Source organism: Paracidovorax anthurii, assembly GCF_003269065.1.
In the GTDB taxonomy this organism is placed as follows: Bacteria; Pseudomonadota; Gammaproteobacteria; order Burkholderiales; family Burkholderiaceae_C; genus Paracidovorax; species Paracidovorax anthurii.
The window spans coordinates 1-24,398 of record NZ_QLTA01000031.1 but is presented as its reverse complement, the minus strand read 5'-3'; the positions used below and the strand labels follow the sequence as shown (position 1 = coordinate 24,398).

At 71.4% G+C, this 24,398-nt stretch carries 19 protein-coding genes; 14 read left to right on the top strand and 5 right to left on the bottom strand.

The features are described 5' to 3' along the window. The first annotated feature begins 68 nt into the window (after positions 1–68). The 5 genes from AX018_RS15080 (at position 69) to AX018_RS15060 (ending at position 6,799) form a co-directional block, all read left to right on the top strand. Positions 69–1,352 carry a TolC family protein gene (locus AX018_RS15080; RefSeq protein ID WP_245951566.1) on the top strand — a complete coding sequence of 428 codons (1,284 nt, stop codon included), beginning with the start codon at positions 69–71 and terminating at the stop codon, positions 1,350–1,352. A gap of 33 nt (positions 1,353–1,385) precedes the next feature. Then, positions 1,386–1,949: a hypothetical protein gene (locus tag AX018_RS15075; RefSeq protein WP_111878700.1), complete on the top strand. Its 564-nt coding sequence runs from the start codon at positions 1,386–1,388 to the stop codon at positions 1,947–1,949. Next, entirely contained in the window at positions 1,946–3,103 is a 1,158-nt protein-coding gene (locus AX018_RS15070) for an efflux RND transporter periplasmic adaptor subunit (RefSeq protein WP_111878616.1), read from the top strand. Before AX018_RS15075 ends, AX018_RS15070 begins: the two co-directional genes overlap by 4 nt. An 18-nt stretch (positions 3,104–3,121) precedes the next feature. Beyond that, positions 3,122–6,274: an efflux RND transporter permease subunit gene (locus AX018_RS15065; RefSeq protein ID WP_111878612.1), complete on the top strand. Its 3,153-nt coding sequence runs from the start codon at positions 3,122–3,124 to the stop codon at positions 6,272–6,274. 123 nt (positions 6,275–6,397) lie between these two features. Beyond that, positions 6,398–6,799 carry a hypothetical protein gene (locus AX018_RS15060; protein ID WP_170146274.1) on the top strand — a complete coding sequence of 134 codons (402 nt, stop codon included), beginning with the start codon at positions 6,398–6,400 and terminating at the stop codon, positions 6,797–6,799. A gap of 19 nt (positions 6,800–6,818) precedes the next feature. Here the strand turns inward: AX018_RS15060 and AX018_RS15055 are convergent, their stop codons facing one another. Continuing rightward, on the bottom strand, positions 6,819–7,460 hold the full coding sequence (locus AX018_RS15055) for an FMN-dependent NADH-azoreductase (protein ID WP_111878605.1): 642 nt from the start codon (positions 7,458–7,460) through the stop codon (positions 6,819–6,821). Between the two features lie 160 nt (positions 7,461–7,620). On the opposite strand from AX018_RS15055, the gene AX018_RS15050 reads away from it, so the two are divergent. The 7 genes from AX018_RS15050 (at position 7,621) to AX018_RS15020 (ending at position 14,272) form a co-directional block, all read left to right on the top strand. Next, on the top strand, positions 7,621–8,559 hold the full coding sequence (locus AX018_RS15050) for a LysR family transcriptional regulator (protein ID WP_111878698.1): 939 nt from the start codon (positions 7,621–7,623) through the stop codon (positions 8,557–8,559). 201 nt (positions 8,560–8,760) lie between these two features. Further along, complete coding sequence (locus AX018_RS15045) at positions 8,761–9,384, top strand: RBBP9/YdeN family alpha/beta hydrolase (RefSeq protein ID WP_111878600.1); 624 nt, start codon at positions 8,761–8,763, stop codon at positions 9,382–9,384. A 209-nt stretch (positions 9,385–9,593) separates the two neighbouring features. Next, complete coding sequence (locus AX018_RS15040) at positions 9,594–10,604, top strand: sulfate ABC transporter substrate-binding protein (RefSeq protein WP_111878598.1); 1,011 nt, start codon at positions 9,594–9,596, stop codon at positions 10,602–10,604. Positions 10,605–10,607: 3 nt separating this feature from the next. Next, positions 10,608–11,483: a sulfate ABC transporter permease subunit CysT gene (gene cysT, locus AX018_RS15035; protein WP_111878594.1), complete on the top strand. Its 876-nt coding sequence runs from the start codon at positions 10,608–10,610 to the stop codon at positions 11,481–11,483. A gap of 130 nt (positions 11,484–11,613) precedes the next feature. Further along, positions 11,614–12,531 carry a sulfate ABC transporter permease subunit CysW gene (cysW, locus tag AX018_RS15030; RefSeq protein ID WP_111878592.1) on the top strand — a complete coding sequence of 306 codons (918 nt, stop codon included), beginning with the start codon at positions 11,614–11,616 and terminating at the stop codon, positions 12,529–12,531. A 19-nt stretch (positions 12,532–12,550) separates the two neighbouring features. Beyond that, complete coding sequence (locus AX018_RS15025; protein ID WP_111878587.1) at positions 12,551–13,675, top strand: sulfate/molybdate ABC transporter ATP-binding protein; 1,125 nt, start codon at positions 12,551–12,553, stop codon at positions 13,673–13,675. 60 nt (positions 13,676–13,735) lie between these two features. Then, positions 13,736–14,272 carry a disulfide bond formation protein B gene (locus AX018_RS15020; protein ID WP_111878584.1) on the top strand — a complete coding sequence of 179 codons (537 nt, stop codon included), beginning with the start codon at positions 13,736–13,738 and terminating at the stop codon, positions 14,270–14,272. Positions 14,273–14,342: 70 nt separating this feature from the next. Here the strand turns inward: AX018_RS15020 and trhO are convergent, their stop codons facing one another. After that, on the bottom strand, positions 14,343–15,980 hold the full coding sequence (gene trhO, locus AX018_RS26010) for an oxygen-dependent tRNA uridine(34) hydroxylase TrhO (protein ID WP_111878582.1): 1,638 nt from the start codon (positions 15,978–15,980) through the stop codon (positions 14,343–14,345). A 29-nt stretch (positions 15,981–16,009) separates the two neighbouring features. Then, complete coding sequence (locus AX018_RS15010; protein WP_111878581.1) at positions 16,010–16,888, bottom strand: LysR family transcriptional regulator; 879 nt, start codon at positions 16,886–16,888, stop codon at positions 16,010–16,012. Between the two features lie 121 nt (positions 16,889–17,009). On the opposite strand from AX018_RS15010, the gene bla reads away from it, so the two are divergent. Beyond that, positions 17,010–17,912 (top strand): class A beta-lactamase, encoded by a 903-nt coding sequence (gene bla / locus AX018_RS15005; RefSeq protein WP_281269558.1) that lies wholly within the window; start codon positions 17,010–17,012, stop codon positions 17,910–17,912. Here the strand turns inward: bla and argA are convergent. Together argA and AX018_RS14995 are read right to left on the bottom strand one after the other, a co-directional pair. Continuing rightward, positions 17,899–19,245 (bottom strand): amino-acid N-acetyltransferase, encoded by a 1,347-nt coding sequence (gene argA, locus AX018_RS15000; protein ID WP_111878575.1) that lies wholly within the window; start codon positions 19,243–19,245, stop codon positions 17,899–17,901. The genes bla and argA overlap by 14 nt on opposite strands. A gap of 284 nt (positions 19,246–19,529) precedes the next feature. Further along, the gene (locus AX018_RS14995; protein ID WP_111878572.1) at positions 19,530–19,772 is read right to left on the bottom strand and encodes a hypothetical protein; all 243 of its coding nucleotides are present in this window, start codon (positions 19,770–19,772) and stop codon (positions 19,530–19,532) included. 344 nt (positions 19,773–20,116) lie between these two features. Between AX018_RS14995 and hrpA the strand changes: the two genes are divergently transcribed. Then, the gene (hrpA, locus tag AX018_RS14990) at positions 20,117–24,229 is read left to right on the top strand and encodes an ATP-dependent RNA helicase HrpA (protein WP_211322448.1); all 4,113 of its coding nucleotides are present in this window, start codon (positions 20,117–20,119) and stop codon (positions 24,227–24,229) included. Positions 24,230–24,398 lie beyond the last annotated feature (169 nt).

Here is a 24,398-nt window from a genome sequence, read left to right as displayed (position 1 = left end):
GAAATCGGATGCATCGAACAATCGTTCGCTGGGGCTTCTTTGGCGCCCTGGCTGGGTTATCGGCCGGCATGGCGCCGGCACAGACGGCGGCGCCCCCGCAGGCCCTGGAGGCCACCGCCGCGCGGGAGCCGGTGGGCACGCCGCTGGCGCGGCTCTTCGAGGCGGCCTGGGCCGCGCAGCCCGAGGCGCTGGCCGCGGGCGAGCGCTCCCGCGCCGCGGCGGCCCGCCGGCAGGCGGCGCGGCAATGGACGGCGGACTCGCCGGCCGTCTCGCTGTCCGCCAAGACCGACCGCTTCAATGGCCGGGAGGGGGCGCGCGAGTACGAGGCCGGCGTGGCCCTGCCGCTGTGGCTGCCGGGCGAGCGCGCGCGCACCGCGCGGCTCGCCGAGGCCGAGGAGGACGCCGAGCGCGGCCGCCTGGAAGCCGCGCGCCTGCGCACGGCCGGCCTGGTGCGCGATGCGTGGTGGCAGTGGCTGCGCGCCGGCGCCGGGCTGGAACTGGCCCAGGGCCGACTGCAGAACGCCCGGGCCCTCGCGGGCGACGTGGCGCGGCGCGTGCAGGCCGGCGATCTGGCCCTGGTGGACCGCCACCAGGCCGAGGGCGCCGTGGCGACCGCCTCGGCGGGCGTGGCCGAGGCCGAAGGGGCGGTGAGCGCCGCCCGCCTGGGGCTGGACGCGCTCGCGCCCGGTGCCCTGGCGGCGCTGGAGTCGCACGGCCTGCGCATGGACGATCCCGGCGTGGTGGAGCTTGTGCCCCCCAGTGCCGGGGCGGCGCCCGAGGGCGATGCGCACCCCGCGCTGCGGGAGCTGCGGCAGAAGGCCGACGTGGCACGGCGCGCGGCGGACCTCATCGCGGTGCAGCAGCGCACGAACCCGGAACTCTCCGTCCTTACCACCCGCGACCGGGGCGCCCGGGGCGAGGCCTACCAGCAAAGCCTGACCGTGGCCGTGCGCATCCCCTTTGGCGGCGGCAGCCGGCACGAGGCCCGGCTGGCCACCGCGCTGGCCGATGCGACCGAGGCCGAGGCCCAGCTGGAGCGCGAGCAGGCGCGGGTGCGCGCGGACATCGGCTCGGCGCGCGCGCGCCACGCCGCCGCGCAGGCGCAGTGGGAGGCCGCGCGCCAGCGCGAGACGCTGGCGGCCGCCACGCGGGGCTTCGTGCAGAAATCCTTCGCGCTGGGCGAAACCGATCTGCCCACCCGCCTGCGCATCGAGCAGGAATCCACCGAGGCGGGTCGGGAGGCGCTGCGCGCGCGCCTGGACCGCGACGCCGCCGTGTCCGCGCTGCGGCAGGCCCTCGGGCTCGTTCCGCCGGGCACCGGCATTCCATCCCTTTCCTCCGGCACGCATTGAGTGCCCGCGAACCCTTTTTCCATGGCGAACACGATGACGAAACCTTTTCCTTTTTTCCGGGCCTGGAGCCTGGCTGCCGCGCTGGCGCTACTGCCCGTCTGGGCCACCGCGCACGAAGGCCACGATGACGAGGCGCCCGGCGCCGCAGCCGGTGCCGAGGCATCTCCCCGCTTCGCGGCCGTGTCCGATGCGTTCGAGCTGGTGGGCGTGCTCGACGGCCAGCGGCTGTCGCTGTACCTGGACCATGCGGCCGACAACCGCCCTGCGAAGGACGCCAGGCTCGACCTGGAGATCAACGGCCGCCCCGTGGCGGTGACCCCGAAGGGCGAAGGCCAGTTCGAGGCGACCCTGGCCGGGGCCCTGCCGGAAGGCGAGGTGGCCGTGGCCGCCATGGTGGCGGCGGGGGCGGACACCGATCTGCTCGCAGGCACGCTCGACGTGCATGCGCATGCCGAAGGCGGGGCCGCGTCTTCGGGACCCCGGTGGCGGGCCCTGGCGCCCTGGATCGCCGGCGTGGTGCTGGCCCTGGGGCTGGCGGTGGCCTGGCGCCGACGCGCCAGCGCGGGCCGCACGGGCGTGATCGGAGGTGCCGCATGAACGCGCGCATTCCCAACAAGACGCCGAATCGTCTCTCTTCCCTCCGGAGCCGTGGCGCGGCGGGCCTGCTGGGCGTGGCGCTGGCCTGGACCCTGGCGCTGCCGGCCCTGGCGGGGCCAGGGCATGATCATGGCGACGAGCCCGCCGCCGTGACCGGCAACGGCCCGCGCCGCCTGCCGGACGGCAGCGTGTTCCTGCCCAAGCCCGCTCAGCGGCAACTGCAGGTGCGCACGCAGCCCGTGGCGCAGGAGGCGCTGGCGCGGACCCACGAGCTGGCGGGCCGCGTGGTGATGGACCCGAACGCGGGCGGCAAGGTGCAGGCCATGGTGGCGGGGCGGCTGGAGCCGGGCCCGCGCGGCCTGCCGCGGGTGGGGCAAGCCGTGCGCCGGGGCGAGGTGCTGGCCCACGTGCAGCCGGCCAACGGCGCCATCGAGCGGTCCGGCCAGATGGCGCAAGTGGCCGAGCTGCGCGCCGCCAAGACTCTGGCCGACAAGCGGCTGGCGCGCCTGCGCGAGCTGAGCGAGACCGTGCCGCGCAAGGACATCGAGGCAGCTGAGAGCGAGTCCGCGAGCCTGGCCGCGCGCATCGCCGCGCTGGGCATGGGCCTCTCGGGGCGCGATCCGCTCGTGGCGCCGGTGGATGGCGTCATCGCCTCCGCCAATGCGGTGGCCGGGCAGGTGGTGGATGCGCGCGAGCTGGTGTTCGAGGTGGTGAACCCGCAGCGCCTGCGCATCGAGGCGCTGGCCTATGACGCCGCCGTGGCGCGCGACGTGGCCGGCGCCTTCATGGCCGTGGAGGGCGAGCGCGTGCCGCTCGCCTTCGTGGGCGCGGGCCGCAGCCTGCGCGAGCAGGCCCTGCCCATGCTGTTCAGCGCGTCCGGCGAGCGGATCGCGCGCCTGGCCGTAGGGCAGCCGGTGACGGTGTTCGTGCAGGGCGCGGCGACGGTGCCGGGCCTGCGCGTGCCCAGCGCCTCGGTGCTGAGGAACGCGGCCAACCAGTCCATCGTCTGGGTGAAGACGGCGCCGGAGACCTTCGCGCCGCGCACGGTGACGCTGGAGCCGCTGGACGGCGCGTCGGTGGCGGTGACCTCGGGTCTCGCCGCGGGCGACCGGGTGGTCACGCAGGCCGCCACGCTGCTCAACCAGATCCGCTGACGCCGAGGAGCCTTTCCCATGTTCAAGTGGCTTCTGGAAAGCAGCCTGGCCAACCGGCTGCTGGTGGTGATCGCCAGCCTGGTGGTCATGGCCTATGGCGCGTTCACGCTGTCGCGCACGCCGGTGGACGTGTTCCCCGACCTCAACAAACCCACCGTCACCCTCATGACCGAGGCGGGCGGCATGGCGGCCGAGGAGGTGGAGCAGCTCATCACCTTCCCGCTGGAGACGACGATGAACGGCCTGCCGGGCGTGGAGAGCGTGCGCTCCGTGTCCAGCGCGGGCCTGTCGTTCATCTACGTCACGTTCGACTGGAGCACCGAGATCTTCCGCGCGCGGCAGATGGTGTCCGAGCGCCTCGGCGCGATGGAGGAGGGCCTGCCGCCCGGCGTGACGCCGCGCATGGGCCCGGTCAGCTCGGTGATGGGGGAGATCATGCAGATCGCGATTCCCGTCGGCGCGCCGGCGGGCGGCAAGGCCGACGCACCCGGCGCGCCCGCGCTCTCGGCCATGCAGGTGCGCGAGTATGCGGACTGGGTGCTGCGCCCCCGGCTCATGGCGATCGCGGGCGTGGCCCAGGTGATCCCCATCGGGGGCGAGGTGCGCCAGTTCCAGGTGCAGCCCGACACGGCCCGCATGGCCGAGCTGGGCATCACCCTGGCGGACCTCGACGCGGCGCTGAAGGGCTTTTCGTCGAACACCTCGGGTGGCTTCCTGGAGCTGAACGGCCGTGAATACCTGATCCGCCACCTGGGCCGCACCTCGCGCCTGGAAGACCTGCAGAACCTCGCGCTCACCGCGCGGGGCGGGCAGCCGGTGCTGCTGCGGCAGGTGGCCCGGGTGAGCTTCGCGCCCGCGATCAAGCGCGGCGATGCCGGTTTCGAGGGGGTGCCCGCCGTGATCCTGGGCGTGCAGAAGCAGCCCACGGCCGACACCATCCAGCTCACGCGCGCCATCGAGTCGGCGCTGGAGGGCATGCGGGCATCGCTGCCCGCCGGCATGAACGCGCCGCAGGTCACCTTCCGGCAGGCGAGCTTCATCGAGGCCTCGATCGACACGCTGCAGGGCAAGCTGATCGGCGCGTCGGTGTTCGTGGCGGTGATCCTGTTCTTCTTCCTCGGCACCGTGCGGCCCACGCTGATCGCGCTCACCGCGATCCCGGTCTCGATCTTCATCACCGCGCTGGTGTTCAAGTTCTTCGGCATGTCGATCAACACCATGACGCTGGGCGGGCTGGCCATCGCCATCGGCGGGCTGGTGGACGACGCCGTGGTGGACGTGGAGAACATCATGCGGCGCCTCAAGGACGACCGCGCCCGGCACCCGAACCACCGCCTGCACCCGCTGGAGGTGGTGGCCCGCGCGTCGATGGAGGTGCGCTCGGCCATCCTCTACGCCACCGTGATCATCGTGCTGGTGTTCCTGCCGCTCTTCGCGCTGCCGGGCATGGAGGGGCGCCTGTTCGTGCCGCTGGGCGTGGCCTTCATCGTCTCCACCCTGGCGTCGCTGCTGGTGTCGGTCACCATCACCCCGGTGCTGGCCTACTACCTGCTGCCGCGCATGAAGACGCTGGACCATGGCGACACGCGCGTGCTCGCCTGGCTCAAGGCCCGCTACCGCTCCAGCCTGGAGGCGGTGCTCGCGCGGCCCCGGGCGGCGATGGCGGTGGCGGGCATCGCGGTGCTGGTCGCGGCCGTGGCCGTGCCGCTCTTCCCGCGCACCTTCCTGCCACCGTTCAACGAGGGCACGCTGCTCGTGGGCCTGCGGCTCAACCCCGGCGTGACGCTGGCGGAATCCTCCGCCATCGCGCGGCAGGCCGAGGTGCTGGTGCGGCAGGTGCCCGAGGTGACCCACGTGGGCCGGCGCAGCGGCCGCGCGGAGCTGGACGAGCACGCGGAGGGCGTGCACGTGAGCGAGCTGGACGTGGGCCTGAAGCCCGCGGCCCAGCTCACGCGCAGCATGGACGAGATCACGGGCGACATCCGCGCGCGCCTCGCGCCGCTGCCCGCGGCGATCGGCATCGGCCAGCCCATCTCGCACCGCATCGACCACATGCTCTCGGGCGTGCGCTCGCAGATCGCCATCAAGATCTTCGGGGAGGACCTGGACGTGCTGCGCGGGCAGGCCGACGCGCTGCGCGCGCGGCTGGCAGGCATCCCCGGCCTGGCCGACCTGGAGATCGAGAAGCAGGTGCTGGCGCCGCAGATCAAGGTGCGCGTGGACCCGGTGGCCGCCGCGCACTATGGCGTGCCCACGCCGCAGGTGCTGGCGGCGCTGCAGAACCTGGTGGAGGGCGAGAAGATCACGCAGATCGTGGAGGGCAACCGCCGCTTCGCGCTGGTGGTGCGCCTGCCCGAGACGGCGCGCTCGGTGGAGGGCCTGGGCCGCGTGCTCATCGAGACCCCCACGGGCCGCGTGCCGCTCGCGCGGCTGGCGCAGATCGAGGAGGGCGACGGCCCCAACCAGGTGAGCCGCGACGACGGCCGCCGGCGCATCGTGCTCTCGGCCAACGCGCAGGGCCGGCCCCTGTCGGACGTGGTGGCCGACATCCGCCGCGTGGTGGCCGAGACGCGCCTGCCCGAGGGCACCTTCATCACCCTGGGCGGGCAGTTCCAGGCGCAGGAGGAGGCCTCCCGGCTGGTGGGTCTGCTGTCCATCGTGTCGCTGGTGCTGATGTTCGTGGTGCTCTACAGCCGCTACAAGTCGGTGGTGCTGTCGGCGCTCATCATGGCCAACATTCCGCTGGCCCTGGTGGGGGCGGTGCTGGGGCTGTGGTTGTCGGGCCAGCCGCTGTCGGTGGCGGCGCTCATCGGCTTCATCACCCTGGCCGGCATCTCGGTACGCAACGGCATCCTCAAGGTGAGCCACTACATCAACCTCATGCGCACGGAAGGCGAGGGCTTCGACCCCCGCATGATCGTGCGCGGCTCGCTGGAGCGCCTGAGCCCGGTGCTCATGACGGCGCTGGTGACCGCCTTCGCGCTCGCGCCGCTGCTCTTCGAGCCCGAGCGACCCGGCACGGAGATCCTGCATCCCGTGGCGGTGGTGATCTTCTCGGGGCTCATCAGCTCGACGCTGCTCGACACCTACCTCACGCCCGCGATGTTCTGGCTCTTCGGCCGCAAGCCTGCCGAGCGGCTGGTGGACGACCGGGAGGCCGGCGCGTTCTGACCACCCTGCGTATCCCGTTCCCCGCCGTTCCCCGCGCCCCCGGGCGCGGGGCCTGTGCCGCCCCGCGGCGGCTTCGATTCCGATGGCTTTTCTTCTTTTTCTTCAACCTGGAGGTAACGACCGATGACCCGATCCCTTGCACGCACCCTCATGGCGGCCGCCGCGCTGTCCACCCTGCTGGCCTCCGCCCCCGCGCGGGCCGCCGGCGAACATGCCCACGGCCATGCGCACCAGCCCCTGCACGGCGGCACCGTGGTCGAGGTGAAGGACATGGATTACGAACTGGTGGCCAAGGCCGACGTGCTGCAGCTCTACCTGCGCGACCATGGCAAGCCCGTGGACGTGGCCCAGGCCAGCGCCCGGCTGACGCTGCTGGCGGGCTCCGACAAGCAGGAGGTGGCCCTGGCCCCCGCGGGCGACCGGCTGGAGGCGCGCGGCAGCTTCAAGGTGGCGCCGGGCACCAAGGCACTGGCCCAGGTGAGCCGGGGCGGCAAGGTCGCCACCGTGCGGTTCGACCTGCGCTAGCGCGGTCGGCGGCGCGGGGTCAGGCCGTCTCGGCCAGTGCCTCGCGCGGGGCCGTGGCGTGGGCCTGGATGTCGGCCTCCGCGCCGGCCAGGGCCTTGGCCTTGGCATCGGGGCCCATCGACACGCCCTCGGCGCGCACGAAGCGCACGTCGGTGATGCCAAAGAAGCCGAACACCGTCTGCAGGTAGCTCTCCTGGTGCTCCATGGCCCGGCCGCCCTCGCTGGTGGAATACACGCCGCCGCGCGAAGAGGCCACGATCACCGTCTTGCCCTTGGCCAGCCCCTCGGGGCCGTTCGCGCCGTAGCGGAAGGTGCGGCCCGGCTGCGCCAGCCGGTCGATCCAGGCCTTGAGCTGGGTGGGGATGCCGAAGTTGTAGAAGGGTGCGCCCACCACGATCACGTCCGCCGCCAGGAACTGGCTCACCAGCCGTTCCGAGACGGCGTTCTCGCGCTTCTGGCTGTCGCTCAGCCCGTCGGTCTGGCCCGTGCGCGGGGCCATGGCCTCCATCGTGAAGTGGCCGGGCGCCTCGGCCACGAGGTCGAGGTACTGCACTTGCGTGCCGGGATGCGCGGCCACCCATGCGGCCACGGTGCGGGCGGTGAGCTGGCGGGAGACGGACTGTTCGCCGGTGATGGCGGAATCGATGTGCAGCAGTTGCATGGCAAGGCTCCTGAGGGGAATGGGGTCAACGAAGTGCGACGGGCGGCCTGTCAAGCCGACGGTGCGCGCTTGGATAGATTGTGTGGGTGATCCCAATGTTTGATAAGGTGGCCGGATTGCGATAGATTGTTTCGAAAACGGAACAATGGAGCGCGCCACCATGCAGGATCTCAACGACATGCTCTTCTTCGCCGAGGTGGTGGAGCGCGGCGGCTTCGCGGCTGCGGGCCGGGCCCTGGGGGTGCCGAAATCGCGGCTCTCGCGCCGGGTCTCGGAGCTGGAGGCGCAGCTGGGCGTGCGCCTGCTGCAGCGCACCACGCGCCGGCTGTCCCTAACCGAGGTGGGCGAGGCCTATCTGCGGCACTGCCAGGCGGTGCGCGAGGCCGCGCAGGCGGCGGCGGACACGGTCGCGCAGGTGCAGACGGAGCCCCGGGGAACGGTGCGCGTGGTGTGCCCGGTCACGCTGGCGCAGACCGTGGTGGGCGAGCTGCTCCCGGTCTTCCTGCAGCGCTACCCGCAGGTGCGCGTGGACATGCAGGTCAGCAACCGCGTGGTGAACCTGGTGGAAGAGGGCGTGGACGTGGCCCTGCGCGTGCGCTTCAGCATGGACGAGAGCAGCAGCATGGTGGTCAAGCGCCTGGACGACGTGGAGCAAGTCCTGGTCGCCAGCCCCGCGCAGCTCGCGCGCCAGGGCGTGCCCGGCGCCCTTGCGGATCTGGCGCGGCTCGACAGCATGGCCATGTCCACCGCCGACGGCCGCGCCTCGCTGCGGCTCGTGGGGCCGGACGGGCGCGATGAGGTGTTGCTGCACACGCCGCGCTACGTGGCCGACGACCTGCTCACGCTGCGGTACGCGGCCCTGGCGGGCGTGGGCATGTGCTGGCTGCCCGACTACATGTGCCACGACGACCTGCGCAGCGGCCGGCTCGTGCGCCTGCTGCCCGACTGGGCGCCGCCGCGCGGCGTGGTGCATGCGGTGTTTCCGTCGCGGCGCGGGCTGGCGCCCGCCGTGCGGCGCTTCCTGGACTTCCTGGGGGAGATGGTTCCCGGCCGCAACACGGTGGAAGGGCGCCAATCCCTGGCGCGGGATGGTGCCTGAGCGCGGTGCTCAGGCAGGGCCTCATCAGATGTTTTAGCGATAAATTCAGAAAAATATAGTCGTTTGGGTTTTAAGGGCGGCCTCGCAGAATGGGTGCGCATCGACCGCTGAGGATTCGCCCATGGCCCACGATTTGTTCTCCGCGCCGCGCTGTCGGCACTGCCCGCCGACATGTTTCCCCGCCTCCCACGGCGGACGCCCATGAGCGGGGCGGGTGTGTCCGCGCTGCCCGCGGGCTCCGGGGCCACGGGCGGGGCGGTGTCGGTGGTCATCGTGCCGGGCTGGCGCGATTCGGGCCCGGCGCATTGGCAGAGCCTCTGGGCCGGCCGCGTGCCCGGCGCGCGGCGCGTGGTACAGGACGACTGGATCACGCCGATCCGCAAGGCCTGGGTGCCCACCCTGGAGCGCACCGTGCTGGAAGCGCCGCACCCGGTCATCGTCGTGGCCCACAGCCTGGGGTGCATCGCCGCCGTCCACATGGGGCCCGAGGCCATGGCCCGCGTGAAGGGCGCGCTGCTGGTGGCACCCGCCGACCCCGAGCGGCGCGCGGTGCTCAGCGACTTCGCGCCCGTGCCCTATGCGCCGCTGCCCTGCCGCAGCATCCTCGTGGCCAGCAGCAACGACCCGTACTGCCCCATCCGCCTCGCGGGCGCCTACGCGCGGGCCTGGGGCAGCGAGTTCGTGCGGCTGCAGCAGGCCGGGCACGTCAACGTGGAGTCGGGGCACGGCGAATGGCCGCTCGGCTGGGCGCTGCTGCATTCGCTCATCGAGGGGGCCGAGTGGGGCCTCGGGCCGGGTGCCGAGCCCGCGCGTTCGGCCGCCTGAGTGCTTATCTTTCTATAGCGAAAAAGCTAACAAAGACGGCGGCATGGAGCCTTTCTGGCTCTCATGTGCACGCCAGGGCGTCCCTGGGCCGCGCGGAAGCTCTCTTTATTCGCCAGCTTGATTAATAAACAAGAATCTATTCTTTTGAGTTTGAAGCACCGGCATCCACAATCGGTTGCATTTACAGCCTAACCGTGGGTGACGCATACATGACTTCCCGGACGAGACTCAAAACCTTCCTGGCCGCCCTGGCCCTGGCGGCCACGGGCGTGGCCTCGGCGCAGACCGCCACGCTGCTCAACGTGTCCTACGACGTGGCCCGGGAGTTCTACAAGGACTACAACCAGGCCTTCGTCGCCCACTACAAGAAAACCACCGGCAAGGACGTCAAGATCGACCAGGCGCACGGCGGCTCCAGCGCCCAGGCCCGCGCGGTGAACGACGGGCTGGCGGCCGACGTGGTCACCTTCAACACCACCACCGACATCGACTTCCTGGCCGGCAACGGCGTGGTCGCCAAGGACTGGACCAAGAAGTTCCCGAACGACGCCTCGCCCACCACCTCCACGATGCTGTTCCTGGTGCGCAACGGCAACCCCAAGAACATCAAGGACTGGGACGACCTGATCAAGCCCGGCGTGCAGGTGGTGGTGGTGAACCCCAAGACCGGCGGCAACGGCCGCTACGCCTACCTGGCCGCCTGGGGCTACGTGCGTGAGAAGGGCGGCACCGAGGCGCAGGCCGCCGAGTTCGTGGGCAAGCTCTACAAGAACGTGCCCGTGCTGGGCAAGGGTGGCCGCGACGCCACCAGCATCTTCCTGCAGCGCAACACCGGCGACGTGCTCATCACCTTCGAATCCGAGGTGCTTTCCATCGACCGCGAGTTCGGCAAGGGCAAGGTCGATGCGGTCTATCCCTCGGTGAGCATCGTGGCCGAGAACCCCGTGGCCGTGGTGGAGCGCACGGTGGTCAAGAAGGGCACGTCGGAACTGGCCAGGGCCTACCTCAACTACCTCTACTCCGAAGAGGCCCAGGAGATCGCCGCGCAGCATGCCCTGCGCCCCCGCTCCGAGGCCGTGCTGAAGAAGCATGCCGACCTGTTCAAGCCGCTCAAGCAGTTCACGGTGGCCAAGTACTTCGGCTCGCTGGGCGAGGCGCAGAAGGTGCACTTCAACGACGGCGGCCAGTTCGACAAGCTCTACACGCCGGGCGGCCGCTGATCCATGGGCGCTGCCATCCCTTCCCCGGGCGCCGTGGCGCCCCCGCCGGGCCGTGGCCGGCGCGGCGGTGCACGGCGCGTGCTGCCCGGATTCGGGCTCACGCTGGGCTACACGCTCTTCTACCTGAGCATCATCGTCCTCATCCCGCTCTCGGCGCTGCTCTTCAAGACCTTCACGCTCACCTGGGACCAGTTCTGGGCGGCCGTCACCGGGCCGCGCGTGCTGGCCTCGTACCGGCTCACGTTCGGCGCGTCGTTCCTGGCCGCGCTCGTGAACCTCGTGTTCGGGCTGCTGATCGCATGGGTGCTGGTGCGCTATTCGTTCCCCGGCAAGAAGATCGTGGACGCGCTGGTCGATCTGCCCTTCGCGCTGCCCACAGCGGTGGCGGGCATCTCGCTCACCGCGCTGCTGGCCGGCAACGGCTGGGTGGGGCAGTACCTGGAGCCGCTGGGCATCCAGCTCGCCTTCAAGCCGGCGGGCGTGGTCATCGCGCTCATCTTCATCGGGCTGCCGTTCGTGGTGCGCACGGTGCAGCCGGTGCTGGAGGATGCCGAGAAGGAACTGGAAGAGGCCGCCACCAGCCTGGGCGCGACCCGCTGGCAGATCTTCACCAAGGTGATCCTGCCTTCCATCACGCCGGCGCTGCTCACGGGCTTCGCCATGGCCTTCGCGCGGGCGGTGGGTGAATACGGCTCCGTGATCTTCATCGCGGGCAACATGCCCATGATCTCCGAGATCACGCCGCTCATCATCATCGGCAAGCTGGAGCAGTACGACTACGCCGGCGCCACGGCCGTGGCCGTGGTGATGCTGGTCATCTCCTTCGTGCTGCTGCTCGTCATCAACGCGCTGCAAGCCTGGCAACGGCGAAGCACATGAAACACCCCCTGAGTCGCTTCGCGCCTTCCCCCGGAGGGGGACGCAGCCGGTGGCCGGGCGAAGCCCGTTCCACGGCTGCCCTGGCCTGGGCCGCGCCCGTGGCCTATGCCGTGCGCCCTGGAAAGTGGATATGACCCATTCAACACGTACCGTCCGCCGTGCACAGGCGGGCACCACCGAAGCCGCCTGGGTCAAGTGGACGCTGATCACGATCGCGCTCGCGTTCCTGCTGCTGTTCCTCGTGCTGCCGCTGGCGGCGGTGTTCACCGAGGCGCTGCGCAAGGGCCTGGGCGCCTACCTGGAGGCGCTGCGCGAGCCCGATGCGTGGTCGGCCATCCGCCTCACGCTCATTACCGCGGCCATCGCCGTGCCGCTCAACCTCGTGTTCGGTGTGGCGGCGGCCTGGGCCATCGCCAAGTACGAGTTCCGGGGCAAGGCCTTCCTCACCACGCTGGTGGACCTGCCGTTCTCGGTGTCGCCGGTGGTGGCGGGGCTGGTCTATGTGCTGCTGTTCGGCGCGCACGGCTGGCTGGGCCCCTGGCTGGCCGAGCACGACATCAAGATCATCTTCGCCGTGCCGGGCATCGTGCTGGCCACCGTGTTCGTCACCTTCCCGTTCATCGCGCGCGAGCTGATCCCGCTCATGCAGGCGCAGGGCAGCGACGAGGAGCAGGCCGCCATCGTGCTCGGCGCGAGTGGCTGGCAGACCTTCTGGCACGTGACCCTGCCCAACATCAAGTGGGGGCTGCTGTACGGCGTGATCCTCTGCAACGCGCGGGCCATGGGCGAGTTCGGCGCGGTGTCGGTGGTGTCGGGCCACATCCGGGGCCAGACCAACACCATCCCGCTGCACGTGGAGATCCTCTACAACGAGTACCAGTCCGTCGCGGCCTTCGCCGCCGCCTCGCTGCTGGCGCTGCTGGCGCTGGTCACGCTGGTGATCAAGACCTTCGCGGAATGGCGCGGCGAGCAGGAGCGCAAGGCCGCCGCCAACCTGCCGCCCGAGCGCCCGGCGCCGCCGGCCGCCGTGACCGCCGCCCCCCGCTGAACCAGGACCCAGGCAAGACATGAGCATCGAAATCCGCAACATCAGCAAGCAGTTCGGCGATTTCCACGCGCTGCGCGACGTGAGCCTGGACATCCAGTCCGGCGAACTCATCGCGCTGCTCGGGCCCTCGGGCTGCGGCAAGACCACGCTGCTGCGCATCATCGCGGGGCTGGAGACGCCCGACACGGGCAGCATCCATTTCTCGGGCGAGGACACCACCGACGTGCATGTGCGCGACCGGGGCGTGGGCTTCGTGTTCCAGCACTACGCGCTGTTCCGCCACATGACCGTGTTCGAGAACGTGGCCTTCGGCCTGCGCGTGAAGCCGCGCGGCGAGCGCCCGGCCGAGAGCGCGATCCGGCAGAAGGTGACCGACCTGCTCAAGCTCGTGCAGCTCGACTGGCTGGCCGACCGCTATCCCTCCCAGCTCTCGGGCGGCCAGCGCCAGCGCATCGCCCTGGCGCGCGCGCTGGCGGTGGAGCCCAAGGTGCTGCTGCTCGACGAGCCCTTCGGCGCGCTCGACGCCAAGGTGCGCAAGGAGCTGCGCCGCTGGCTGCGCCGCCTGCACGACGAGCTGCACGTGACCTCGATCTTCGTCACGCACGACCAGGAGGAGGCGCTGGAGGTGGCCGACCGCGTGGTGGTCATCAACCAGGGGCGCATCGAGCAGAGCGGCTCGCCCCAGGAGGTCTGGGACCAGCCCGCGAGCCCCTTCGTGTATGGCTTCCTGGGCGATGTGAACCTGTTCCGGGGCCGCGCGCACGAGGGGCTGGTGCATGTGGAGGGCATGGCCATCGATTCGCCGGAGCACGCCGAGGCCCAGAACGCCAGCGCCTTCGCCTACGTGCGCCCGCACGACCTGGACGTGCAGCGCTACTCGCCGGGCCAGGGCGTCGATGCCGGTGGCCGGCCGCGCGGCATCGTGGCGCAGCTCTCGCGCGCCATCGTGGTCGGGCCCATCGCGCGCCTGGAACTTATCCCCGATGCTGACCACAAACCAGCGGACAATGCGGAGCCCGACCCCGTGATCGAGGCGCAGATCCCTGCGCAGCAGTTCCGGGAGATGGGTTTCAGGGAGGGTGAAACGCTGGTGGTCACGCCGCGCCGCGCCCGGGTTTTTCTGGATCACGCCGCGGGCATCTGACGCACGCGCCCTTGCCGGGTGCCGCCGTCGGGGTGCCCGGGCTTTCAAGGACACGATTCCATGGTTTCGAACTGGTTGGATGCCGCGCCGCGCCGCGTGCTGGCTCTCATTTCCGCCGCCTGCGTGGCGATGCTGGCCTTCGGCATGTATCTGCAGCACGTCGTGGGCCTGGAGCCGTGCCCCATGTGCATCGTGCAGCGCTATGCGCTCATCGGCGTGGCGGTCTTCGCCGGCCTGGGCAGCGTGCGTGGCCGCAAGGGCTGGTGGATGTCGTGGGGCGTGCTGGCGCTGCTGTCCTCGGGGTTCGGCGCCTTCGTGGCCGCGCGCCAGAGTTGGCTGCAGTGGTATCCGCCCGAGATCGCGACCTGCGGGCGCGACTTCTACGGAATGATCGAGCACTTCCCCATCGGCCGGGCCATTCCGATGATCTTCCGGGGCTCGGGCGACTGCGCGGCCATCGACTGGACCTTCCTCGGCGGCTCGATCGCGAACTGGTCGTTCATCTGCTTCACGCTGATGGCCATCGCGCTGCTGGCGCTGCTGGTGCGCGGCGCGCGCAAGGGCCGTGGCGGCGCGGGCGGTTTCGCCGCCGCCTGACGGACCATCCGCCAGGAACACGGGGCGCCTTCGGGCGCCCTTTGTTTTGGGGGCCGCCGGGGCGGGCGGATCAGGGCTGCGGGGCCGGGGGCGGAAACCGCACCACCGTTGCCGTGCCTTCGGCCCAGGGCGGGGTCTTCTCCATCACGCGGGCCCAGAGCGGGCTGCTTTCCCAGCGCGCCAGCCAGGCCTGCAGCCGGTGCCAGGGCAGCGCGGCCCACGCGGCGCGGTCGATGGCCGCGTACTGCCGCACGAAGGGCATGAGCGCCGCGTCGGCCAGCGAGGGCCGCTCGCCGCAGAGGAAGGGGCCGGCCTCCAGGCGCCGGTCCAGGCCCTGCAGCCATTCCGAGGCCCGGGCCTGGGCCGCTTGCGGCGGTGCATCCGGGTGGCGCTCGGGGTACTTGCAGCGGTCCAGCGCCTGCTTGAACGGGCCGTCGCATTCCGCGATCAGCGCCGCGACGCCGGCCGGGTCGCCGGCACCCCGCCAGCCTTCGGGGTCGTGGCGCTCCAGCGCCCAGCGCATGATGTCCAGGCTCTGCTCCAGCACCGTGCCGTCCGGCAGCACCAGCACCGGCACGGTGCCCTTGGGGGAGGCGTCCAACAGGGCGCGGGGCTTGTCGCGCAGCACCACCTCGCGCCATTCGCAGAGCTGCCCGCTGGCGGCGATGGCCAGGCGGGCGCGCATCGCATAGGGGCAGCGGCGAAAGGAGTAGAGCACGGGCAGCGGGGCGCCCCCGTGGCCGGCCGGGCCGGGTTCAGGGCCTGCATTGCGCGGCCCGGGCTGGCGCGCGCCCAGGTGCTCGTGGCCGCGCTCGCGGGCCAGCGCCATCTGGCGCTCGCGCTCGGCCAGCGCGCGCTCCTGCTGCGCCGTGCGCGTGCCGTGGCAATGGGGGCAGCGTACGCCGGCCACGTAGTGGGGCGACGCCAGGTCGTCGGGGCCCAGCGGCATGCGGCAGGAGCGGCACAGGTGGCGGTGCGCGCCCGGCGCGAGGCCGTGGCCCACCGAGACGCGCTCGTCGAACACGAAGCAATCGCCTTCCCAGCGGCTTTCCTGCGCAGGCACGTCTTCCAGGTACTGCAGGATGCCGCCATCGAGGTGATAGACCTCGCCGAAGCCCTGCATGCGCAGCAGGGCGGTCGATTTCTCGCAGCGAATGCCGCCCGTGCAGAACATCGCCACGCGCGGCTTGCCGGCCAGCAGGCCGCCGGGCGCGGATTGTTCCTCCACCCACTGCGGGAATTCGGTGAAGCTGCGCGTGCCCGGCCGCACCGCGCGCGCGAAGCTGCCGATGGCGGTCTCGTAGCCGTTGCGTACGTCGATCACCACCACGCCGGGATCGTCGATGAGCGCGTTCCACTGCTCCGGCTTCACGTGGGTGCCGGCGTCGCGCGCCGCGTCCAGCCCCGGCACGCCCAGCGTGACGATCTCGCGCTTGGCGCGCACCCGCATCCGGTAGAAGGGCATGCGATCGCCCAGGGCCTCCTTGTGCCGCAGGGCGTGCAGCCGGGGATCGGCGCGCAGCCAGGCCAGCACCGCCCGCACGCCTTCGGCTGGGCCGGCGATGGTGCCGTTGATGCCCTCGGGCGCCAGCAGCAGCAGGCCGCGCACGCCGTGGCGGTCGCACTCGGCCTGCAGCGGCGCGCGCAGCGCCTCGCAGTCGGGCAGGGCAGCGAAGTGGTAGAGGGCGGCGGTGAGGATCTCGGGCATGGGGCGGGGATGATACCGGCCGTGCCGGCTCACGCGGGCGCAGCGTCGGGGGCCGCGCATGCGGCGATCAGCCAGTCGCGGAAGGCCTGCATGGCGGCCGTGGGCGCGCGGGACCGCAGCCGCGTGAGCCAGTACGCGCCGAGCGCGATCTCGGTGCCGAAGGGCCGCACGAGCCGGCCCTGGCGCAGCTCGCGCCCGAAGAGTCGCGCGGGCAGCAGGGCCACGCCGGCCCCCTGCGCGTCCGCTTCGGCCAGCGCCAGCGACGAGTCGAATACCGTTCCGCGCACCACGGGGCAGGGCACGCCGGCGGCGTGGAACCATGCCGCCCACTCGTCGGCGCGGTAGGAGCGCAGCAGCGGCTCGCGCGCGAGGTCGCCCGGGGTTTTCAGCCGCTCGGCGAGCGCGGGCGAGCACATGGCCGAGAGCGGTGCGTCCAGCAGGCGGTCGGCCTCGGTGCCGTGCCAGGAGCCGTCCCCGAAGCGGATGGCGCAGTCCAGCCCCTCGCCCGCCATGTCCACGCGGTTGTTGTGCGTGAGCAGCCGCAGGTCCACGAACGGGCTGCGCTGCTGGAAGTCGCGCAGCCGGGGCAGCAGCCAGCCCACGGCGAAGGTGCCCACGGCCCCCACGGTGAGCACCTCGCGCGGCCGTGCATCGCTGAACTGCGCGAGCGCCCGCTCGATGCGGTCGAAGGCATCGGCCAGCGCCGGCAGCAGGGCCAGGCCCTCGTCGGTGAGCGCGAGGCCCCGGGGCAGGCGCCGGAACAGCGGCTTGCCCAGGCGCTCCTCCAGGTTGCGGATGTGCTGGCTCACGGCGGTCTGCGTCACGTGCAGCTCCTCGGCCGCGCGCGTGAGGTTCAGGTGCCGGGCCGACACCTCGAAGGCCCGCAGGGCGTTCAGCGGCAGGTGCATGGCGGAAGGTTCCGAGGCATGAGTTTTTCTGGGGGGAGGCGGAGATTATTGTCGATGGTCAAAGGCCGGTGGTCTGCGTATCGTCGCGGCCATCGTTGACTCAAATGGAGCTTGAAAAATGGTGCAGAGACGAATCTTCCTGGCCGCCGCCGCCGTGGGGGCGGGCGCGGGCTGGTGGCCCACGGGCCATGCCGAGGACCAGAAAACCATGGGACCTGCATCGGAATCGCTGGAGCAGGCGCTGGGGCGCATCGAATCCGCCGTGGGCGGCCGCCTGGGCGTGGCGGTCCTCGATACGCAGACGGGCCGGCAGGCGGCGCACCGGGGCGACGAGCGCTTTCCCCTGTGCAGCACGTTCAAGCTGCTGCTGGCCGCGCAGGTGCTGCACCGCGTGGACCAGGGGCAGGAGCGGCTGGACCGCCGCGTGACCTACCGCCGGGCCGATCTGGTGGAGTATTCCCCCGCCACGGCCTCGCATGCGGATGCCGGCGGCATGACCGTCGGGCAGCTTTGCGAGGCCGCCGTGACCCTCAGCGACAACACCGCCGCCAACCTGCTGCTGGCCTCGCAGGGCGGGCCGCTGGCGCTCACCGCCTGGCTGCGGACCCTGGGCGACGGGCACACCCGGCTCGACCGCGGGGAGCCCGAACTCAACGACGTGCCGCCCGGCGAGGTGCGCGACACCACCACGCCGTGGGCGATGGTCCGCACGGTGCAGGCCATCGCGCTGGGGCCGGCCCTGACGGAGGCTGGCCGCGAGCAGGTGCGGGCCTGGCTGGTGGGCAACCGCACGGGCGACAAGCGGCTGCGCGCCGGCATGCCCGCGGGCTGGCGCATCGGCGAGAAGACCGGCACCGGCCCGCGCGGCACCAGCAACGATGCGGGATTGTTCTGGCCCCCGGGGCGCGGGCCGGTGATGGTGAGCTGCTATCTCACGGGCAGCCCCGCATCGGCCGAGCGGCGCGACGCGGCGATCGCCGAGGTGGGCGCGCTGGCCGCGCGGTGGGTTCTCAAAGCTTCTTGACCAGCACCTGGCTGCGCCGGTCCCAGTTGTATTTCTTCTTGCGCGCCTCGGGCAGCCAGTCGGGGTCCACGGGCTGGAAGCCGCGCTTGATGAACCAGTGCATCGTGCGCGTGGTGAGCACGAACAGGCTGCCGATGCCCATGGCGCGGGCGCGCTGCTCGATGCGCTTGAGCAGCTTTTCGCCGTCGCCCGTGCCCTGGCTTTGCGGGGAGACGGTGACGGCGGCCATCTCGGCCGTCCGGGCCTCGGGGTAGGGGTAGAGCGCGGCGCAGCCGAAGATCACGCCGTCGTGCTCGATGATGGTGTAGTTGGCGATGTCGCGCTCGATCTCGGTGCGGTCGCGCTTGACGAGCGTGCCGTCGTTCTCGAACGGCTCGATGAGCTGCAGGATGCCGCCCACGTCGTCCGGCGTGGCCTCGCGCAGCTCCTCCAGCTTTTCATCGACGACCATCGTGCCGATGCCGTCGTGCACGTAGATCTCCAGCAGCAGCGAGCCGTCGATCGCGAAGGGGATGATGTGGCTGCGCTCCACGCCGTTCTGGCAGGCCTTCACGCAGTGCTGCAGGTAGAACGCCGTGTCGGTGGGGCTCTGGCCCGGCGGCATGCGGGCGAGCAGCTGGCGGGCCTGGGCGAGCGGCAGCTCGGTGTCGATGGGGTTGTCCTCGCCCTCGGGCTCCTCGGGGTTGGTGCGGATGCCGGGCACCTCGCAGAGGAACACCAGCTTGTCGGCCTTGAGCGCGATGGCCACCGAGGTGGCCACTTCCTCCATGGTGAGGTTGAAGGCCTCGCCCGTGGGGGAGAAGCCCAGCGGCGAGAGCAGCACCAGCGCGTCCATGTCCAGCGAACGGCGGATGCCCGCCACGTCCACCTTGCGCACCAGACCGGAGTGCTTGAAGTCCACGCCGTCCACGATGCCCACGGGCCGCGCCGTGAGGAAGTTGCCCGAGATCACGCGCACCGTGGAGCCCGCCATGGGGGTGTTGGGCAGGCCCTGGCTGAAGGCCGCCTCGATCTCGTAGCGCAGCTGCCCCGCGGCCTCCTGGGCGCAGTCGAGCGCCACCGAGTCGGTGACGCGGATGCCGTGCGAATACTTCGCGGCATGCCCCTTGGCCGCGAGCTGCTCGTTCACCTGCGGGCGAAAGCCGTGCACCAGCACGATCTTCACGCCCATGGCCTGGATCATCGCCAGGTCCTGCGCGATGGCCTGCAGCTTGCCGGCCGCGATGGCCTCGCCCGTGAGCCCGATCACGAAGGTCTGGTGGCGGAACTTGTGGATGTAGGGGGCGACCGAGCGGAACCACGGCACGAAGGTGAAGTTGAAGACGGCGGACATGGCGGGCGTTCGGTCGTGGGGCGGCGAAGGGATGGGGTAGGGGTGAGTGGGGAAAAAGCGCCGTATTTTTCCATGAAGCGCGCAGGGCGCGAAGCACGCCGCCACGTGGGCGGCGCGCCCGGTTTCACGGCGGCCCGTGCCGGCCGCCGAAGGGGCGGCGCGAAGAGCCCGCCCGCCCGGCGGGCCGGGCGGGCATGGGGTGGCGGTGGGGTGTCATGGGTGGGTTCCTTTCTGCATTCTTCATGGCCCCGCGTGCCGGGGCCGGTGGGGGCGGGCGGTGGCGGTCAGTCCTGCCAGCCGTCGCGCAGGGCGCGCTGCAGCGCCATGCGGTCCGTGCGGCGCTGGGCGCCCTGGCTGCGGATGTGCCGGCCTCCGCCGCCGCCCAGGCTGCGCGCCGCCAGGGCGCGCGCGACGGGGTTGCGGGGCGGCGCGCTGGCCTCGATGAGCAGCGCCATCGGCTGCTTCATGCGGCGCAGGGCCTTGACCCGGCCTTCGGCGAAGGCGCGGGAGCGTTTCTGTGCACTCATGCGTGCGGTTCCTCAAAAGCAAAAGCCCCGGCTGACGGGCCGGGGCTTGTGCGGGCCTGCCGCTTCGGTAGGAAGGGCAGCGCGGGCCTCGGGCCGGACCGTGTGTGGAAACGAGACACACGGTTCAGCCGGGGCGGAGAACCGTGTTCAGAGGGTGGGGTGGAACGGATGGGTCATCGGAAGGGCTCCTGGTGGGGGCCGCGGCAAGGTTGTTCGTTGGCGCGGCGGGTGAAGCGAAGCCGCGGATTCTGGCCGGCCCGCGCCGGGCGGGCAAGACGCGCGCCCGCTTGCCGGGGCCCCGCGTTGCACGGGGCCAACGGTTCGTTCGGATAATGCGGGCCTCTATGACCGGTTCCGCGCCTCCTCCTTCTTCCTCTCTCCCCGCCCCGTCTTCCCCGCCCGCCAGGGCCGCCGCGCCGGCGGCGCCGCCGCGCATCGAGTTCCCGCCGGGGCTGCCGGTCTCGGCCCGGCGCGAGGAGATCATGGCCGCGCTGCAGGCGCACCAGGTCATCATCGTGTGCGGCGAGACCGGCTCGGGCAAGACCACGCAGCTGCCCAAGATCGCGCTGGCGCTCGGCCGCGGCAGGTGCAACGCCAGGCCGGGGCAGAAAGGCCAGCTCATCGGCCACACGCAGCCGCGCCGGATCGCCGCGAGCAGCGTCGCCAAGCGCATCGCCGAGGAGCTGAAGACCCCGCTGGGCGAGGTGGTGGGCTACAAGGTGCGCTTCCAGGACCGGCTCTCGCAGGGCGCCTCGGTCAAGCTGATGACGGACGGCATCCTGCTGGCCGAGACGCAGACCGACCCGCTGCTGAAGGCCTACGACACGATCATCATCGACGAGGCCCACGAGCGCAGCCTGAACATCGACTTCCTGCTGGGCTACCTGCGCCAGATCCTGCCGCGCCGGCCCGACCTGAAGGTGGTGGTCACCTCGGCCACCATCGATGCGGAACGGTTCGCCAGGCATTTTGAAAGTGCGAAGGGGCCGGCGCCCGTCATCTACGTGTCGGGCCGCACCTTTCCCGTGGAGCAGCGCTGGCGGCCGTTCGAGGAGTCGCGCGACCACGGCCTGAACGAGGCCATCGCCGACGGCGTGGACGAACTCTGGGCCGGCAACGCGGGCGGCGACATCCTCGTCTTCCTGCCGGGCGAGCGCGAGATCCGCGAGGCGGCCGACCACCTGCGCAAGCACCTGGCCCAGCAGCCGGTGATGCGCGGCGCCGAGGTGCTGCCGCTCTTCGCCCGGCTCTCGCAGGCCGAGCAGGACCGCATCTTCGAGGGCCACACCGGCCGGCGCATCGTGCTGGCCACCAACGTGGCCGAGACCTCGCTCACCGTGCCCGGCATCCGCTACGTGATCGACGCGGGCACCGCGCGCGTGAAGCGCTACAGCTTCCGCAGCAAGGTGGAGCAGCTCCTGATCGAGCCCGTGAGCCAGGCGGCGGCCAACCAGCGCGCGGGCCGCTGCGGCCGCGTGGCCAACGGCATCTGCATCCGGCTCTACGACGAGGCCGACTTCAACGGCCGGCCGCGCTTCACCGACCCGGAAATCCTGCGCTCGTCGCTCGCGGGCGTGATCCTGCGCATGAAATCGCTGCACCTGGGCGACGTGGCGCAGTTCCCGTTCATCGAGGCGCCCTCGGGCCGCGCCATCGCCGACGGCTACCAGCTCCTGGCCGAGCTGGGCGCGGTGGACGAGGCCAACGAACTCACGCCCATGGGCGCGGAGCTGTCGCGGCTGCCGCTCGATCCGCGCGTGGGCCGCATGATCCTGGAAGCGCGCGAGCGGCAGGCGCTGGACGAGGTGCTGGTGATCGCCTCGGCCCTGTCGGTGCAGGACGTGCGCGACCGGCCGATGGAAGCCCAGCAGCAGGCCGACCAGGCGCACGCCAAGTTCGACGACGAGAAAAGCGAATTCAGCGGCTACCTCAAGCTCTGGAAATGGGTGAACGAGGCGCGCGGCGGCGCGCCCAGCCTGCCCTCGGCGCGGGTCCAGCGCGAGGCGGCCCGCAAGGGCGCGCCATCGCAGGCCGTGCTGCCGGTGGCGCAGCGGCAGCAGGCCCGGGCCGCCGCGGCAGAGGCAGCCACCGCCACGGCCGCCGTGGCGCCCACCCACAAGCTCAGCAACCGCCAGTACGAGGCGCTGCTGCGCCAGAACTTCATCAGCGTGCGGCGACTGCGCGAATGGCGCGACATCCACACGCAGTTGCTTACCGTGGTCACCGAGCACCGCTGGCGCCTCAACCCCCAGCCCGCGAGCTACGAGCAGATCCACCTCTCGATGCTCTCCGGCCTGCTGGGCAACATCGGCGTGAAAAGCGACGAGGAGGACTGGTACCTGGGCGCGCGCGGCATCCGGTTCTACAAGCACCCGGGCGCGCACCTCTCGAAGAAGCCCGGCCGCTGGATCGTGGCGGCCGAACTGGTGGAGACCACGCGCCTCTTCGGCCGGGGCATCGCCGCCATCGAGCCGCAGTGGATCGAGGAGCTGGGCGGGCATCTGCTCAAGAAGCAGATGCTCGACCCGCATTGGGAGAAAAAGGCCGCGCAGGTCTCGGCGCTGGAGCGCGCCACGCTCTACGGGCTGGTCATCTACAACAACCGGCGCGTGAACTTCGGCAAGGTGGACCCGCGCACGGCCCGCGAGATCTTCATCCGCGAGGCGCTGGTGGGCGGCCAGTGGCCGCAGGACTGGGAGCGGCGCCTGCCGTTCCTGGCGGCCAACCAGAAGCTCATCGCCAAGGTGGAGGAGCTGGAGCACAAGTCGCGGCGCCAGGACGTGCTGGTGGACGACGAACTGATCTACGCCTTCTACGACCAGCAGGTGCCCGCGGAGATCTGCACCGGCGCGGACTTCGAGGCCTGGTACCGCGAAGCCGGCCAGGCGCAGCCGGGCCTGCTCAAGCTCACGCGCGACGAACTCATGCGCCACGAGGCCGCGGGCATCACCACCAGCGCGTTCCCGCGCATGGTGCGCTTAGGGGGCGTGGACTGCTCGGCCACCTACCTGCACGAGCCCGGCGACCCGCGCGATGGCGTCACCGTCACCGTGCCGCTTTTCGTGCTCAACCAGGTGAGCGAGGAGCGCTGCGAGTGGCTGGTGCCCGGCATGCTCAAGGACAAGATCCAGGCCCTGCTCAAGAGCCTGCCGCAGCGCCCGCGCAGCCGCTTCGTGCCGCTGCCGGAGAACGCCGCGCGGCTGGCGGAGCTGCTGGGCACGCCCGAGCGCTTCGGGCAGGGCGGCCTGATCGACGTGCTGCTGCGGCAGGTGCGCGAGGAAACCTCGCTGGACGTGAAGCGCGCCGACTTCAAGCTCGACATGCTGAGCCCGCACCTGTTCATGAACTTCCGCGTCGTCCACGAGGACGGCCGGCAGCTGGGCCAAGGGCGCAATCTCGGCGCGCTCAAGGCCGAATGGGGCGCCAAGGCGCGCGGCGCCTTCCAGGCGCTCGCGGGCCTGAAGCTGGTGCCCTCGGGCACGCAGTCCGAGCCGAATCCCTCGCATGTCGCCGAAAATACTGCAAAGTCTGCTATCAAAAGTGGAGTGAAAGGCGAGGCATCCGCTTCCGCACGCGCGGCCGCCAGCCCGCCGCCCGCCTCGCCGGCAGGGCAGCGCTACACCGCGTGGACATTCGGTGAACTGCCCGAGCTGATGGAAATCCGCAAGGGCGGCCAGACGCTGATCGGCTTTCCCGCGCTCATCGACGGCAGCGATGCCGTCACCATCGAGGTGTTCGACGAACCCGAGGTGGCGGCGGCGCGGCACCGCGCGGGCCTGCGCCGGCTGTTCGCGCTGCAGATCCGGGACGCGCTCAAGTACCTGGAGAAGAACATCCCGGACCTGCAGAAGATGGCGGTGGCCTACATGCCGCTGGGCACGCAGGAGGAGTTGCGCGGCCAGATCATCGACGTGGCGCTGGACCGCGCCTTCCTGGGCGATCCGCTGCCCACCCACGAGGCCGACTTCCAGCGCCGGGTGCAGGAGGGGCGCGGCCGGCTCACGCTGATCGCCAACGAGGTGGCGCGGCTGGCCGGAACGGTGCTGGCCGAATACGCGGCGGCGGCGCGCAAGATCAAGGACACCCGGAACGCCCCCGAGGCCACCCAGGACGCGCAGCAGCAACTGCAGCGGCTCATGCCCAAGGCCTTCCTGGCCGCCGCGCCCTGGACGCAGCTCGCGCATTTCCCGCGCTACCTGAAGGCCGTTACGCTGCGCCTGGACAAGTTCCGCGCCGATCCGGCGCGCGATGCCGCCCGCCTGGCCGAACTGCGGCCCCAGGAGCAGCGCTACTGGCGGCTGGTGGCCGAGCGCAAGGGGCAGGTGGATGCGCGCATGCAGGAGCTGCGCTGGCTGCTGGAGGAGTTGCGCGTGAGCTTCTTCGCGCAGGAACTGCGCACGCCCCAGCCGGTGAGCGTGAAGCGGCTCGACAAGCTCTGGGCGCAGATCAATAGCTGAAATGAGACGACAACCCCCTGAGCCGCTTCGCGGCTTCCCCCTTCTCTCACGCTGCGCGTGGGAAGAGGGACGCAGCCAGCGCGGCGGGGCGGCCCTTGCGCGGCTGCCCGCGCCTGGGCCGCGCCAGTTTCATGCGATGTGGGTGGCGCGCAGCGCCGTGGAAAACTGA